General features: G+C 37.5%; 1 protein-coding gene. It reads right to left on the bottom strand.

Annotation, left to right across the window (positions count from 1 at the left end; genetic code table 11):
• Window positions 1-45 precede the first annotated feature (45 nt).
• The gene (locus tag ACHRV3_RS17735; RefSeq protein WP_395442785.1) at window positions 46-19,470 is read right to left on the bottom strand and encodes a non-ribosomal peptide synthase/polyketide synthase; all 19,425 of its coding nucleotides are present in this window, start codon (window positions 19,468-19,470) and stop codon (window positions 46-48) included.
• Window position 19,471 lies beyond the last annotated feature (1 nt).

Here is a 19,471-nt window from a genome sequence, read left to right as displayed (position 1 = left end):
GATTCTTAGTTGGCACATCCGGATCGGCAGCCAACTGTATTAAAATTATAGCTCAATATGCATACTAAATTCATCTATAGAATCATTAAAGTTAATTATCTTATAATGTAAGTAAGAAGATAACTCATCTACCGTACTAAATTTAAATATCTCTTGGATCGGTACTTCAATAGACAACTCGTCACGTATGATAGATACTAAACGGGTAACCAATAAACTATGCCCCCCCAATTCGAAGAAATTGTCATAAACTCCAACTTTTTCTACTCCTAGTAAATTCTGCCAGATTTCCACCAACTGTCTTTCTGTATCGGTACGCGGCGCAACATACTCCTTACTCGATAACTGTGAATTATCAGGATCCGGTAAGGCTTTCTTGTCCAGTTTACCATTAGAAGTTAAAGGCATCTGATCCAGTTCAACCCAAATCATCGGAACCATATATTCCGGTAAACTTAATTTTAATTGATTCTGTAAAGCTGTTTTATCTAGTTTGTTCTCTGAAACTACATAAGCAACCAGGCGTTTGTTACCTGATGCATCTTCTTTGGCCAATACACAACATTGAGTAACTGATTCCAATAAGGACAAAGCATTTTCGATCTCACCCAATTCAATACGATAACCACGGATCTTTACCTGATTATCCCTTCTTCCAATATATTCTATACTACCGTCAGCTAGCCAGCGTCCTAAGTCACCTGATCTATACAAGCGGTCTCCTGCTACAAAAGGATTTGCTATAAACTTCTCTTGCGTTAATTCTTCTCTGTTTAAATAACCTCTTGCAACTCCTGCTCCTCCAACACATAACTCTCCAATAACCCCTACCGGTACTAAATTTAGATTGGCATCTAAAATATAACATCCTAAAGTAGGAATTGCTGAACCAATAGCACTAACCGAGCTTAACAGGTCTGAACTTGTAAGTTCTTTATAGGTAACGTGAACCGTAGTCTCGGTAATACCATACATGTTTATCATTTTACAAGACGGATATAATGCTTTCCAATTTTGTAAATAAACAGGGTTTAATGCCTCTCCTCCAAAAATCACATATCTGATCGCATGATCAAAATTCTCTGATAAGAATGCTTCCTGAAGTGCATAAAAAGATCCAGGAGTCTGGTTTAAAACCGTTACTCCTTCACTGATCAATAATTCTTTAAACGAAATAGCGTCTTTGGTTACTGCTTTTGGAACCACTACCAAACGGCCTCCATGAAGCAAGGCTCCATACATTTCCCATACCGAGAAATCAAAACAAAACGAATGAAACAGCGTCCAGACATCATGAGTTCCGAAATCAAACAAACAGGATTCGTTTTTAAACAAACGAACTACATTACTATGGGTAATTAAAACTCCTTTTGGATTACCTGTACTTCCTGATGTATAAATCACATAAGCCAGATGATCCGGTGCCACTACAACACTTAAGTTTTCTATTGAATAGTTTGAAATCTTATTCCAATCTGTATCTAAGAGTACAACATTAAGATCGGTATATTCCTCCAACACTTTATGACTAGCTGCGCTACTTAGTACCACTTTCATACCTGCATCATCCACCATATAGGCAATACGATCCTGTGGATAATCGGGATCAATCGGCACATAAGCACCTCCTGATTTTAAGATTCCTAAAATACCAACCAACATCTCCAAACCACGCTCTACACAGATCCCCACAAGAGTATCCGGCTCAACGCCTTGTTCTCTTAAATAAGATCCTAATTGATTGGACTTTTCATTTAATTCTTTATAACTTAATTTGGCTCCTTCATAAACCACCGCAATGGCATCAGGAGTATTTTTAACCTGTTCTTCAAATAAAGTTACTAATGTCTTATCCTTTGGATAGTCAACAGCCGTATTATTGAAAACATCCAATAATTGGTGCTGTTCTCCTGTAGTCAAGATTGACAGGGTGTTTATTGGCTGGTTGCTATCACTTACAATACCTGTCAACAATTCTTGGTAATGCAGCAACATACGCTCAATTGTCACTTTATCAAACAAAGCGGTACAATAATTCAGATTCAAAACAATACCATTATTGCTTTCAGCTACATTCAATGTTAAATCAAATTGGGCTGTAACAACATCAAAATCATAAGCTGAAAGGCTAACGTTTTGCAAACCTCTTGTTGTTTGCTCTAAACCTGACTGGGCATTTTGCAACACAAACATCGTCTGAAACACAGGACTCATACTCCTATCACGGGTCGTAACCACACGGTCTACCACCTTCTCAAATGGAGCCAACTGATGATCATAACTCTCCAATGTAGTTTCTTTTACTCTTTCCAGGAGTTCACTGAAACTTGGATTATCTCCAAGATCCGTGCGAAGGGCCAAAGTATTGACAAAAAAGCCAATCATACCTTCTAATTCTGACTGGGTACGGTTTGCAATTGGTGTTCCCACACAAATATCATCCTGTCCACTATAGCGAGATAATAAAACCTTAAAGGCAGACAGTAACATCATAAACAAGGTAACCCCTTCTCTCTGAGCTAAAGCATTTATCGACTCACTAATTTCTTTATTTAAAGCGAAAGAAACATTTGATCCTGCTGTACTCTGCACAGAAGGACGAGCATAATCTGTTGGCAATGCCAGTGTAGCCACTCCCTGTAACTTCGCTTCCCAATACGTTAATTGGGATTCTAAAACAGCTCCTTCGAGATATTTTCTTTGCCAAATTGTATAATCGGAATATTGCAGAGTAAGTTCGGGTAAAACTGTTGCTATTGCTGTAGCACTTCCTGATTGTAAAGCACTGTAAAGTTCCATGAATTCATTCACCAAAATACCACTTGACCAACCATCACTGGCAATGTGATGAAACACACAAGTCAGTACGTACTTTTGATTTCCTAAATCATAAAGACAACTTCTTAACTTATAGTCCTTGGATAAATCAAAAGGTGTTATAAGGTACGTTTTAACAGCACTTTCTAATAAAGATTCTGTTGTTTTAACCTGATCCAATATCCAGTCTTCTGCAGGTATTATTTGCTGATAACCTACACCAGCCTCCGATAAAAGAATGGTACGAAGCACCTCATGACGAGATACAATAGTCTGCAGGGTTTTCTCTAAAATCGATACTTCTAATTCGCCTTCCAAACGTAACACCACAGGAATATGATATTCTGTACTACCTTGCAGCTGATCTAAAAACCACAAACGTTCCTGACTGAAAGACAATGGAATACGCTCGGGACGATTCTCTGAAACAATAGTCGGCAGTAGTACTCCCTCGGATTGATCCGATACATGAGCTCCTAAAGTTGCTATAGTTGTATGTTCAAATACTTCTCTTACTGATATCTCAAGAACCATTTCTTTACGAATCATCGATACCAATCGGGTAGCCAATAAACTATGACCGCCCAATTCGAAGAAATTATCATAAATTCCCACTTTTACTATACCCAATAAGTTTTGCCAGATAACAGCCAATTGTCTTTCTGTGTCTGTACGTGGTGCAACATAGGCCTGACTAGACAAATCGGAACTATCCGGATCCGGTAACGCTTTTCTGTCCAATTTACCATTTGAAGTCAAAGGCAACTGATCCAGTTCAACCCAGATCATCGGAACCATATACTCGGGTAAACTTAATTTTAATTGTTCTTGTAAAGCTGTTTTATCGAGTTTGTTCTCTGAAACTACATAACCAACCAAACGTTTGTTACCTGCTGTATCTTCTTTGGCCAATACACAACTCTGGGTAATTCCTGATACTGAAGAAAGCACATTCTCGATCTCACCGAGTTCAATACGATGCCCTCGAATCTTTACCTGATCGTCTTTCCTGCCGATATATTCTATAGTACCGTCAGCGAGCCAGCGTGCCAAATCGCCTGTTTTATAAATTCTGTCTCCTGCTACAAAAGGATTTACAATAAACTTCTCCTTGGATAATTCTGCTCTGTTCAAATAACCGCGAGCCAACTGAACTCCGCCAATATGCAATTCTCCAATTATACCACAAGGCAATATCGCATTATGATCATCTAATATGTACAACTGAACATTAGCAATGGCTTTACCGATAATTACTTTTTTCGAGAAATCTAACTTTTGAGCTGTAATATAGATAGTAGCCTCTGTTGGTCCATATAAATTCCAAACCTCTTTACTAATAGAAGTAAGGCTGTTTTTTAAGGATTCCTTGATCGCTTCTCCTCCGCTTAGAATCTTTACTTCTTCCTTGTTCTGCCAACCCGTATCAACAAGCATTTGCCAAGTCGATGGAGTTGCTTGCATAAAATCAGGGTGATAGTGAGCGATAGCAGATTGAAGCTCATCGCCATCTCTGATAGTTGCATTATTTAAAACGATAACTTTTGCGCCTAACAAAAGTGGCGCAAAAAACTCTAAGTAAAAAATATCAAAAGTATAGGTGGTCACCGAAAGAAAACTCTTGAGGTCTTCCATTTCTAAGCGGCCAATCATACTTTGTAAAAAATTAAACAGGCTAACATGATCAATACAGACTCCCTTAGGTTTGCCGGTACTTCCCGAAGTATAAATCACATAGGCCAAATCACCAGGAGCTACTGCAATACCTGAATTTTCTGTTGCATATTTTGAGATCTTATCCCAGTGCGTGTCCAGTAAAACAACATTACCGCTTGTATGTTCTGCTATTGTTTTATAACTCGCTGCGCTGCTTAACACCAGATTTATACTGGCATCACTCACCATATAGGCCATACGATCCTGTGGATAATCGGGATCTATTGGCACATAAGCGCCTCCTGATTTCAAGACTCCTAAGATTCCAACCAACATCTCCAAACTACGTTCCACACAGATACCCACAAGAGTATCAGCTTGAACTCCCTGCTCTCTTAGATAATGTCCTAATTGATTGGACTTCTCATTTAATTCTTTATAACTTAATTCTTCTCCTTCATAAACCACCGCAATAGCATCAGGAGTATTTTTAACTTGTTCTTCAAATAAATCAAGGATCGTTTTATCTTTTGGATATTCAACTCCTGTGTTATTGAAAACGTTTAGTAATTGATGTTCCTCTTCTTTTGATAAAACAGTTAAAGTATTTATAATTAACTCTTCGCTTTTTAGACCTTCTAAAAGTTCTCTCAAAGCATTTTCCATATAAACAAGGATACGATCTGCTCCTATACTCTGGTCAATCTGAGCTGTTAAACTAAAATGATCTCCATAATCATCTACACTTAATGTAAATGGATAATTGGTGCGTTCCTGATTTTCAAGAACCGTTATCCCGGAATCAAACTCATTTGCACGATCCTCTTCTGATAAAGACGGTGTCGAGTGACGGTAATTCAATATAGCACTAAAAAGGGCTTTATCATTGCCTATCCCACTCCAATCCTGAATATGTGATAAAGGCGTTTGCTCATAGGACAATAAATCCTGTAACAGCCCTTTCACCTGATTCAAATATTCTGATGTGCTGCCTTTTAATTCCAATAACACCGGTAAGGTATTGATAAATAATCCTAAGGAATCTGCGGCTCCTAAAGAACCCTGAAGTCTTCCCGAGAACAAAGAACCAAAAATCGCATAGTCCTTATTACTACACTTCCCTACTACCAATCCGTACGCGGCATGAAACAAAACTGCCGGACTTATGGCGTGCATTACACCTAATTTGCGTAATTCTGCACTTAAATCTTTGGAGAGCACTATATGAGATTCTTCAATCCCCTTACCATCTCCTAAAACATTCGATAATCCAAAAGGATAAGTAGGTTCTTCGATTGCGCCAAATAAAGACTTAAAATAAGATGCTCCATCATTTACTGATTGGGCGTGTAAAGTATGACCTATAAAATCACGGTACAAAACAGGAACTCCTAAACTGGCTTTATTTCCTGATAAATACATCGTAATCTCAGCTATGATTTTCTCCATACCCACGTGGTCAATTATCAAGTGGTGTTGGTATACAATCAAATAATAACAACTATTCTGAGTATCATCTGCTGATTTCAACTGCAATAATGGTGCTTTTGTGACATCCATCCAATATCCTCCAGGGGCTATCAGAAGTTCCAGTTGTGGTAAAACTGCTTTTGAATGATCCAATTCTAAATGCTCAACCCATAAAGGTGCTTCACGTAAAACAACCTGAACGGCTCTTGGTAAACCTGAACTTAAAATACTCGTACGTAAAACATCATGGCGGTTCACCACAAATTGTAAGGCCTCAATAAAAGAATCTCGTTTACTCTGATCTGTAAAAGAAAGCAAACTTGGAAGCACATAAGGATCTCCCTCTTTAGGATCACTCATCAGATGATGAAAATGAATTCCTTCCTGTAACGGCGATAAAGGATAAATATCTGCTATATTGGTAATGCCTCCCGTCACAGTTGCCAGTATGCTATCCAGATCACTTTGACTCAAATCAGCCAAAGGAACCATTGCTGGGGTAATAACATCGCTATCAACTGTTATACCATTGGCCGGAACACGATACACTAATGATAAAGAAGATAACTTCTCACTCATTAAAGCTATCGTTGGTCCTGCAAAAATATCTTTTACTCTAATATGAAAATCTAATTTCTGTAAACGAGAAATCAACTGAACAGCCAGTAAACTATGGCCACCCAATTCGAAGAAATTATCATAAACTCCGACTTTTTCTATTCCCAATAAGTTTTGCCAAATAACTGCCAACTGTTCTTCCGTCTCTGTGCGAGGCGCAACATACTCTTGCCTAGACAAATCTGAACTATCCGGATTCGGTAACGCTTTTCTGTCCAATTTACCATTAGAAGTTAAAGGCATTTTATCCAGTTCAATCCAAATCATCGGAACCATATATTCCGGTAAACTTAATTTTAATTGATCCTGTAAAGCTGTTTTATCTAGTTTGTTCTCTGAAACTACATAAGCAACCAGGCGTTTATTGCCTGATGCATCTTCTTTGGCTAAAACACAACATTGAGTAACTGATTCTAACAATGACAAAGCATTCTCGATCTCTCCCAATTCAATACGATAACCACGAATCTTAACCTGATCGTCTTTTCTTCCGATATATTCAATATTTCCGTCAGCTAACCAACGTACTAAATCTCCTGTTCTATAAATTCTGTCTCCTACTACAAAAGGATTTGTGATAAACTTCTCCTGAGTTAACTCGTCCTGATTTAAATAACCTCTCGCAACTCCTGAACCTCCTACACACAATTCTCCAATAACACCTACCGGTACTAAATTTAGATTGGCATCTAAAATATAAGCAACGCTATTATTAATTGGTTTTCCTATTGGAAGATTCTTGTTCGTTATATTATCAATGGTATAAGTCGTTGAAAAAGTAGTATTTTCTGTCGGACCATAACCGTTAACCACTTTAAGATTCGGATAAAGTTCTTTTAACTTATTTGTATAATTAAATAAAACTACATCTCCTCCTACTATTAAATAATCAAGGGGTTCAAAAAGAGATAAATCAGATTCTACTACCTGATGAAACCACGAAGCGGTCATCCATAAAGTATTGACTTTTCGTTCAACAAGCAGTTCTTTTAAACTAACTGAATTTAAAAGCGTATTAATAGAGGCTACTATTAATTGTCCTCCATTTAATAAAGTTCCCCAAAATTCTATCGTAGTCGCATCAAAAGAGATTGAACCTGTTGACAACCATACTGTTTCTGAATTTAAAGAGAGATAATCACAACTTGTAGATAAACTTACAATGTTTCCGTGAGTAACCATCACTCCCTTGGGTCTGCCGGTACTTCCTGAAGTATAAATCACATACGCCAAATCATCCGGTGTTACTCCAATACCCAAGTTTTCTGTTGAATATCCCGAAATCGCATCCCAATCCGTGTCTAAGAGTACAACATTAATTGCGGTATACTCCTCTAATACTTTATGACTCGCTGCACTACTTAATACCAGTTTCATACCTGCATCATCTACCATATAAGCAATACGATCTGATGGGTAATCGGGATCTATAGGTACATAAACGCTTCCTGATTTTAAGATTCCTAAAATACCGACCATCATTTCCAAACTACGCTCTACACAGATCCCTATAAAAGTATCAGACTGAGCGCCTTGTTCTCTTAAATAATGTCCTAATTGATTGGACTTCTCATTTAATTCTTTATAACTTAATTCTTCTCCTTCATAAACAACCGCAATAGCATCAGGAGTATTTTTAACCTGCTCTTCAAATAAAGCAAGGATCGTTTTGTCTTTTGGATATTCAAAAGCTGTGTTATTAAAAACATCTAATAACTGATCAGACTCTTCTTTTGATAAAATCGAGTCCATACTTACACTCGCTTCAGGTTTGTTCCTGAAACAATCTAAAATATTATTCAGATAAGAATGAAAACGCTCTAAAGATATTTCTGAGTTAAGATTTTTGTACATCGAATATTGAACTTCAAATCCAGTAGTTCCAGTTAAATTTATTGTTAAATTTAGACCTGAACTTGTTCGCTCAAAAGAACTATTTTTTATATCCTCTTTATGCTCATCATTCGTATCCGGAAGTAAAACTCCTGTTGAAAAATTCTCCGGAGTGATTTCATTATACACATGAAAATCAACATAATTGAACAATACATCAAAAAAAGAATCATCTCTGTCTACTCCGATAAGACGTTTAATTTCAAAAAATGTCAGATGACTATAGCGTTTTATTTCATTCATCTTTTCTTCGACACTTTTAAAATACGACAACCAGCTTCCCTCTGATTCAAAAATATAGCGTACCGGTATCGTATTTAAAAAACATCCTAAAATTTTGTCCCCATCTTCGACTGATGGACGGTTATTTGCCGCCAAACCAACCGTTAGCTCTGTTTCATGAGTCAGCAGCTTTAGTGCATAGATATAGACCCCAAAAAACACACTTTTTAGCGTCAAATTATGCTCTTTACATTGTTTTTTCAGATCATTTAAAAAAGATAAATCATATCGTTTGGTGTAATACTCAGTCACTCGTGTTTCTTCTGAGAAAATATCCAAATATTTATATCCTGTCAATTCTTCTTTCCAGAAAGAAATAGCCTCAACATCTTGCTTAGCCATCAATTCTTTAATGATATAATCCCTCTGATTACAAGCTATTTCGGAAGAAAAAGAATTATTTTCCTTCTTTAACTCAAAATACGTTTTATAAAGTTCCGTCGTAAATGTAGCGAGACTCCATCCGTCCATAATAGCATGATGAAACTGGTATACAAATAACTTAGTATGGGCGTCAATAGTAAAAACAGTAAAACGATATAATGCTCCCTCCTCAATACTAAAAGGAATGGCTCTTTCTGATATCAGAAATGCTTCAATTTTCCTTTCTTGTTCCTTCTTATCAAATAAACTTAAATCTCTTTGTTCTATGTCAAAAGAAACATTTTTATATACGATTTGAACCGGTTGTTCATAATCTGAAAAATTAAAACTCGTACGAAAAATAGAATGTTTTTCGATTAATAATGCCATTGCTTTTTCAAACTTAGCAAAATCAAAAGAATCATCTTTAAAAGGAAATGTCATCTGATCATGAAAAACACCTAATCCCGGATCTACTAATGATTCCATAATCATCCCTTGCTGAACATCTGTCATTGGGTAAATGTCTTCAATCAAATCTGAATTCTCCATAGAATTCCTAATAGATAAGCTCAGTTTTTCTATCTCAGAATCGACACTTTGATAAAGCTGTTCTGTCTTAGCATCATGCGTATCATCATTTAATGCTGAAATTGCAAAACGCTCTATAGTACTGTATTTAAAAAGATCGAGTAATTGAATCCGTTTCTTAAACGTTTCATTTATTTTTGATATCAATCGGATTGATATAATGGAATCTCCTCCTATTTCAAAGAAATTATCATAAACTCCAACTTTTTCTATTCCCAGTACATTTTGCCAAATAGCAACCAACTGTCGTTCCGTTTCTGTACGTGGCGCAACATATTCTTTACTGGATAATTCTGAACCATCCGGGTCAGGTAAAGCTTTCTTGTCTAGTTTACCGTTTGAAGTTAAAGGCATTTGATCCAGTTCAACCCAGATCATCGGAACCATATATTCCGGTAAACTTAATTTCAATTGATCCTGTAAATCAGTCTTATCAAGTTTGTTCTCTGAAACTACATAACCAACCAGACGTTTGTTTCCTGATGCATCTTCTTTGGCTAATACACAACATTGGGTAACTGATTCCAACAATGACAACACATTCTCGATCTCACCCAATTCGATACGGAAACCACGGATCTTAACCTGATTGTCCTTTCTGCCAATGTATTCTATATTTCCATCCGGTAACCAACGTGCTAAATCGCCCGTTTTATAAATTCTTTCTCCTTCAATAAAAGGATTCGCTATAAATTTCTCTTGTGTTAATTCTTCTTTATTCCAATAACCTCGGGCTACCTGAATTCCTCCAATACATAATTCACCTGTTACACCAAGTGGTAAAAGTTCGTGTGCTTCATCTAAAACATACAAGCTGGTATTGGCGACCGGTTTACCGATTAAAACTCCTGACAAGTCCCCTTTAAGAGGAACTTCCCAAGAACTAACGTCAATCGCTGCCTCGGTAGGACCGTATAAATTATCTAAACGTACATTATTAAATTTCTCTCTAAACAGACTAACATGATCCAGTTGTAAGGCTTCTCCACTACATAAAACACGCTTTAATGAACTACAGTCTCCTAACTCAATTGAACTAAGGAAAACGCTTAACATTGAAGGAACAAAATGGATCGTAGTGATATTATTTTGCTCGATGAGTTCTTTTAAATAAACAGCATCTTTATGGCCTTCCGGTTTCGCAAAAACCAATTTAGCACCGCAGATAACAGACCATAATAGTTCCCAAACAGAAACATCAAAACTAAAGGAAGTTTTTTGAAGAATGGTGTCTTCAGCCGTTAACTGATAATGGGATTGCGTCCATAACAATCGATTTACAATACCACCATGCTCGTTCATCACCCCTTTTGGTCTACCAGTACTTCCTGAAGTATAAATCACATAAGCCAGATGATTCGGTGCTACTACAACACTTAGATTTTCTGTTGAATAGTTTGAGATCTTCTCCCAATCTGTATCTAAGAGTACAACATTAATAGCGCTATATTCCTCCAGTACTTTATGACTTGCTGCGCTACTTAGCACCACTTTCATACCTGCATCATCCACCATATAGGCAATACGATCCTGTGGATAATCGGGATCAATCGGCACATAAGCACCTCCTGATTTTAAGATTCCCAAGATTCCAACTAACATCTCCAAACCACGCTCTACACAGATACCCACAAGAGTGTCTGGCTCAACACCTTGTTCTCTTAAATAAGATCCTAATTGGTTCGACTTCTCATTTAATTCTTTATAACTTAATTTGGCTCCCTCATAAACCACCGCAATAGCATCAGGAGTATTTTTAACCTGCTCTTCGAATAAAGTTACTAATGTCTTATCCTTTGGAAACTCAACTGCCGTATTATTGAAAACATCCAATAATTGGTGCTGTTCTCCTGTAGTCAAGATTGACAGGGTGTTTATTGGCTGGTTGCTATCACTTACAATACCTGTCAACAGTTCTTGGTAATGCAGTAGCATACGCTCAATTGTCGCTTTGTCAAACAAAGCGGTACAATAATTCAGATTCAAAACAATACCATTATTGCTTTCGGCTACATTCAATGTTAAATCAAATTGGGCTGTAACAACATCAAAATCATAAGCTGAAAGGCTAACGTTTTGCAAACCTCTTGTTGTTTGCTCTAAACCTGACTGGGCATTTTGCAACACAAACATTGTCTGAAACACAGGACTCATACTCCTATCACGGGTCGTAACCACACGGTCTACCACCTTCTCAAATGGCGCTAACTGATGGTCATAACTCTCCAATGTAGTTTCTTTTACTCTTTCCAGAAGTTCACTGAAACTTGGATTATCTCCAAGATCCGTGCGAAGGGCCAAAGTATTGACAAAAAAGCCAATCATACCTTCTAATTCTGACTGGGTACGGTTTGCTATTGGCGTTCCCACACAAATATCATCCTGTCCACTATAGCGAGATAATAAAACCTTAAAGGCAGACAGTAACATCATAAACAAGGTAACCCCTTCTCTCTGAGCTAAAGCATTTATCGACTCACTAATTTCTTTATTTAAAGCGAAAGAAACATTTGATCCTGCTGTACTCTGCACAGAAGGACGAGCATAATCTGTTGGCAATGCCAGTGTAGCCACTCCCTGTAACTTCTCTTCCCAATATGATAATTGAGATTCTAAAACAGCTCCTTCGAGATATTTTCTTTGCCAGATTGCATAATCGGAATATTGCAGAGTAAGTTCAGGTAAAACTGTTGCTGTAGCTGTAGCTGTAGCACTTCCTGATTGTAAGGCACTGTAAAGTTCCATGAATTCATTCACCAAAATACCACTTGACCAACCATCACTGGCAATGTGATGAAACACACAAGTCAGTACGTACTTTTGATTTCCTAAATCATAAAGACAACTTCTTAACTTATAGTCCTTGGATAAATCAAAAGGTGTTATAAGGTACGTTTTAACAGCGCTTTCTAATAAAGATTCTGTTGTTTTAACCTGATCCAATATCCAGTCTTCTGCAGGTATTATTTGCTGATAACCTACACCAGCCTCCGATAATAGTATCGTACGAAGCACCTCATGACGAGATACAATAGTCTGCAGGGTTTTCTCTAAAATCGATACTTCTAATTCGCCTTCCAAACGTAACACCACAGGAATATGATATTCTGTACTACCTTGCAGCTGATCTAAAAACCACAAACGTTCCTGACTGAAAGACAATGGAATGCGCTCGGGACGATCCTCTGAAACAATAGTCGGCAGTAGTACTCCCTCGGATTGATCCGATACATGAGCTCCTAAAGTTGCTATAGTTGTATGTTCAAATACTTCTCTTACTGATATCTCAAGAACCATTTCTTTACGAATCATCGATACCAATCGGGTAGCCAATAAACTATGACCGCCCAATTCGAAGAAATTATCATAAATCCCCACTTTTTCTATACCCAATAGGTTCTGCCAGATAACAGCCAATTGTCTTTCTGTGTCTGTACGTGGCGCAACATAGGCCTGACTGGACAAATCTGAACTGTCAGGATCCGGTAACGCTTTTCTGTCCAATTTACCATTTGAAGTCAAAGGCAACTGATCCAGTTCAACCCAGATCATCGGAACCATATACTCGGGTAAACTTAATTTTAATTGTTCTTGTAAAGCTGTTTTATCGAGTTTGTTCTCTGAAACTACATAACCAACCAAACGTTTGTTACCTGCTGTATCTTCTTTGGCCAATACACAACTCTGGATCACAGATTCTAATGAAGATAAGGCGTTCTCGATCTCACCGAGTTCAATACGATGGCCTCGAATCTTTACCTGATCGTCTTTCCTGCCGATATATTCTATAGTACCGTCAGCGAGCCAGCGTGCCAAATCGCCTGTTTTATAAATTCGCTCTGCTTCTACAAATGGATTTGCAATAAACTTCTCCTTGGTTAATTCTGCTCTGTTCAAATAACCACGAGCCAACTGAGCTCCGCCAATATGCAATTCTCCAATTATACCACAAGGCAATATCGCATTATGATCATCTAATATGTACAACTGAACATTAGCAATGGCTTTACCGATAATTACTTTTTTCGAGAAATCTAACTTTTGAGCTGTAATCCAGATAGTAGCCTCTGTTGGTCCATATAAATTCCAAACCTCTTTACTAATAGAAGTAAGGCTGTTTTTTAAGGATTCCTTGATCGCTTCTCCTCCGCTTAGAATCTTTACTTCTTCCTTGTTCTGCCAACCCGTATCAACAAGCATTTGCCAAGTCGATGGAGTTGCCTGCATAAAATCAGGGTGATAATGAGCGATAGCAGATTGAAGCTCATCGCCATCTCTGATAGTTGCATTATTTAAAACGATAACTTTTGCGCCTAACAAAAGTGGCGCGAAAAACTCTAAGTAAAAGATATCAAAAGTATAGGTGGTAACCGAAAGAAAACTCTTGAGGTCTTCCATTTCTAAGCGGCCAATCATGCTTTGTAAAAAATTAAACAGGCTAACATGATCAATACAGACTCCCTTAGGTTTACCGGTACTTCCTGAAGTATAAATTACATAGGCCAAATCATCCGGTGCTACTGCAATACCTGATTTTTCTGTTGCATATTTTGAGATCTTATCCCAGTGCGTGTCCAGTAAAACAACATTACCGCTTGTATGTTCTGCTATTGTTTTATAACTCGCTGCGCTGCTTAATACCAAATTTATACCAGCATCACTCACCATATAGGCCATACGATCCTCGGGATAATCGGGATCTATTGGCACATAAGCGCCTCCTGATTTTAAGACTCCTAAGATTCCAACCAACATCTCCAAACTACGTTCCACGCAAATACCCACAAGAGTATCAGCTTGAACGCCTTGTTCTCTTAAATAATGTCCTAATTGATTGGACTTCTCATTTAATTCTTTATAACTTAATTCTTCTCCTTCATAAACCACCGCAATGGCATCAGGAGTATTTTTAACTTGTTCTTCAAACAAATCAAGTATTGTTTTATCTTTTGGATATTCAACTACTGTGTTATTGAAAACGTTTAGTAATTGATGTTCCTCTTCTTTTGATAAAACAGTTAAAGTATTTATAATTAACTCTTCGCTTTTTAGACCTTCTAAAAGTTCTCTCAAAGCATTTTCCATATAAACAAGGATACGATCTGCTCCTATACTCTGGTCAATCTGAGCTGTTAAACTAAAATGATCTCCATAATCATCTACACTTAATGTAAATGGATAATTGGTGCGTTCCTGATTTTCAAGAACCGTTATCCCCGAATCAAACTCATTTGCACGATCCTCTTCTGATAAAGACGGTGTCGAGTGACGGTAATTCAATATAGCACTAAAAAAGGCTTTATCATTTCCTATCCCACTCCAATCCTGAATATGTGATAAAGGCGTTTGCTCATAGGACAATAAATCCTGTAACAGCCCTTTCACCTGATTCAAATATTCTGATGTGCTGCCTTTTAATTCCAATAACACCGGTAAGGTATTGATAAATAATCCTAAGGAATCTGCGGCTCCTAGAGAACCTTGAAGTCTTCCCGAGAACAAAGAACCAAAAATCGCATAGTCCTTATTACTACACTTCCCTACTACCAATCCGTAAGCGGCATGAAACAAAACTGCCGGGCTTATGGCGTGCATTACACCTAATTTACGTAATTCTGTACTTAAATCTTTGGAGAGCACTATATGAGATTCTTCAATCCCCTTACCATCTCCTAAAACATTCGATAATCCAAAAGGATAGGTTGGTTCTTCGATTGCTCCAAATAAAATTTTAAAATAAGATGCTCCATCATTTACTGATTGGGCATGTAAAGTATGACCTATAAAATCACGGTACAAAACAGGAACTCCTAAACTGGCTTTATTTCCTGATAAATACATCGTAATCTCAGCTATGATTTTCTCCATACCCACGTGGTCAATTATCAAGTGGTGTTGGTATACAATCAAATAATAACAACTATTCTGAGTATCATCTGCTGATTTCAACTGCAATAATGGTGCTTTTGTGACATCCATCCAATATCCTCCAGGGGCTATCAGAAGTTCGAGTTGTGGTAAAACTGCTTTTGAATGATCCAATTCTAAATGCTCAACCCATAAAGGCGCTTCACGTAAAACAACCTGAACGGCTCTTGGTAAACCTGAACTTAAAATACTCGTACGTAAAACATCATGGCGGTTCACCACAAATTGTAAGGCCTCAATAAAAGAATCTCGTTTACTCTGATCTGTAAAAGAAAGCAAACTTGGAAGCACATAAGGATCTCCCTCTTTAGGATCACTCATCAGATGATGAAAATGAATTCCTTCCTGTAACGGCGATAAAGGATAAATATCTGCTATATTGGTAATGCCTCCCGTCACAGTTGCCAGTATGCTATCCAGATCACTTTGACTCAAATCAGCCAAAGGAACCATTGCTGGGGTAATAACATCGCTATCAACTGTTATACCATTGGCCGGAACACGATACACTAATGATAAAGAAGATAACTTCTCACTCATTAAAGCTATCGTTGGTCCTGCAAAAATATCTTTTACTCTAATATGAAAATCTAACTTCTGTAAACGAGAAATCAATTGAACAGCCAGTAAACTATGACCACCCAATTCGAAGAAATTATCATAAACTCCGACTTTTTCTATTCCCAATAAGTTTTGCCAAATAGCTGCCAATTGTTGTTCCGTCTCTGTGCGAGGCGCAACATACTCTTGGGTAGAAAGATCTGAATTATCCGGATTCGGTAACGCTTTCTTGTCCAATTTACCATTAGACGTTAAAGGCATTTTATCCAGTCCAACCCAAATCATCGGAACCATATATTCGGGTAAACTTAATTTTAATTGGTCCTGTAAAGCTGTTTTATCTAGTTTGTTCTCTGAAACTACATAAGCAACCAAACGTTTATTACCTGCTGTATCTTCTTTGGCCAATACACAACATTGGGTAACTGTTTCTAATAAGGACAAAGCATTTTCGATCTCACCCAATTCAATACGATACCCACGAATCTTAACCTGATTATCCTTTCTTCCAATATATTCTATACTGCCGTCAGCTAGCCAGCGTCCTAAGTCACCTGATCTATACAAGCGGTCTCCTGCTACAAAAGGATTTGTTATAAACTTCTCTTGCGTTAATTCTTCTCTGTTTAAATATCCTCTTGCAACTCCTGCTCCTCCAACACATAACTCTCCAATAACGCCTACCGGTACTAAATTTAGATTGGCATCTAAAATATAACATCCTAAAGTAGGAATCGCTGAACCAATAGCACTAACCGAACTTAACATATCTGAACTTGTTAGCTCTTTATAGGTAACGTGAACCGTAGTCTCGGTAATACCATACATGTTTATCATTTTACAAGACGGATATAATACTTTCCAATTTTGTAAATAAACAGGGTTTAATGCCTCTCCTCCAAAAATCACATATCTGATCGCATGATCAAAATTCTCGGATAAGAATGCTTCCTGAAGCGCATAAAAAGATCCCGGAGTCTGGTTTAAAACCGTGACTCCTTCAGTGATCAATAATTCCTTAAACGAAATAGCGTCTTTGGTTACTGCTTTTGGAACCACTACCAAACGGCCTCCATGAAGCAAGGCCCCGTACATTTCCCATACCGAGAAATCAAAACAAAACGAATGAAACAGCGTCCAGACATCATGAGTTCCGAAATCAAATAAACAGGATTCGTTTTTAAACAAACGAACAACATTACTATGGGTAATTAAAACTCCTTTTGGATTACCTGTACTTCCTGAAGTATAAATCACGTAAGCCAAATCATCCGGCGATACTACAATGTCCTGATTTTCCTTAGAATACCCCGAAATCTTATTCCAATCTGTATCTAACAATACAACATTAATAGCTGCGTATTCCTCCAGTACTTTATGACTTGCTGCACTGCTCAATACTAAATTAATTCCGGCATCACCTACCATATAGGCAATACGATCCTCTGGATAATCCGGATCAATTGGCACATAAGCACCTCCTGATTTTAAGATTCCCAAAATTCCAACCAACATCTCCAATCCACGCTCTACACAGATCCCTACAAGAGTATCCGGTGCAACACCTTGTTCTCTTAAATAAGATCCTAATTGGTTCGACTTCTCATTTAATTCTTTGTAACTTAATTTGGCTCCCTCATAAACTACCGCAATGGCATCAGGAGTATTTTTAACCTGTTCTTCAAATAAAGCAACTATGGTTTTATCCTTTGGATACTCAACAGCTGTGTTATTGAAAACATTCAACAATTGATCTTCTTCCTTCGCAGTAAGCATTAAAAGACTATCTATTGGCTGGTTGATATTATTCACAATACCTGCCAATAACTCTTGGTAATGCTGTAACATACGATCAATCGTCACTTTATCAAATAAAGCGGTACAATAGACCACATCCAATGCAATACCGTTTTTCTTTTCGGATACATTCAACATTAAATCAGACTTTGAAGTAACAGTGTCAAACTCATAGTTTGAAAGCGTAAGATCCTTTAAGTCTAATTCACCTGAACCTTCGGGTGTATTTTGCAACACAAACATCACCTGAAATAAAGGGCTCATACTCCTGTCGCGGGTCGTAACCACACGCTCCACTATCTTCTCAAATGGAACCAACTGATGATCATAACTGTCCAATGTAGTTCTTTTAACTTCTGATAAAAGTTCTTTGAAACTTGGATTGCCTCCCAAATCACTGCGAAGGGCCAACGTATTGACAAAAAAGCCAATCATTCCTTCTAACTCCGATTGGGTACGGTTTGCTATTGGCGTTCCTACACAGATATCATCTTGCCCGCTATAACGCGACAACAATACCTTAAAAACAGACAGCATCACCATAAACAAGGTAACGCCTTCTCTTTGGCATAAAATATTTAAAGACTCACTAATTTCTTTATTTAAAACAACAGAAACACTTGATCCTGCTGTACTCTGCTCAGATGGACGAGCATAATCTGTTGGTAATGCCAGCGTAGCCACTCCCTGAAGTTTCTCTTCCCAATACGATAATTGAGATTCCAAAACAGTTCCTGTCAGATACTTTCTTTGCCAAATTGCATAATCGGAATATTGTAAACTAAGTTCCGGAAGTACGGCAGTTCGGCCAGATCGCAAAGCGCTGTAAAGCTCCATGAACTCATTCACCAAAATACTCTCAGACCAACCATCACTGGCAATATGATGAAAGACACACACCAATATATACTTTTGATCTCCTAAATCGTATAAGCCTCCTCTTAATTTATAATCCTTTGCTAAATCAAAAGGGGTCATTAAATAATCCTGTAGATTACTTTCAAATAATGATGCACTTTCTATTTTAAACTGGTCTAACATCCAGTCCTTTTCACTTATAACTTCTTGATAACCTAACCCGTCCTCTGACAACAGCATGGTACGAAGTACCTCATGACGAGATACAATGGTCTGCAAGGTTTGTTCTAAAATCAATACGTCTAATTCTCCTTCCAAACGCAATGCAATAGGAATATGATATTCTGAACTACCCTGCAGCTGATCTAAAAACCACAAACGTTCCTGACTAAAAGACAATGGAATACGGGCAGCATCATCCTTGGTATGCGGAGTGATTTTTTTCAATAATTCACCTACCGTATCTTCATTTTCTAACCCTTCCAAATATTTAATAATACCAGCCTTATTCTCTCTTATTTCTAAAATAAGTTCAGGATCAATTTCAGAATTTGCTTTAATATTTAATGAACCATCTATTAATACTAGCTTTATTTTTTCTTTATCTAATTTTCTAAAAAAACTTAAAAATTCCATA

This window comes from Flavobacterium sp. FlaQc-49 (genome assembly GCF_044005985.1).
GTDB classification, from domain to species: domain Bacteria; phylum Bacteroidota; class Bacteroidia; order Flavobacteriales; family Flavobacteriaceae; genus Flavobacterium; species Flavobacterium cupriresistens.
Note: the sequence above shows the minus strand (reverse complement) of the source record. Positions and strands in the feature narration are given on the sequence as shown.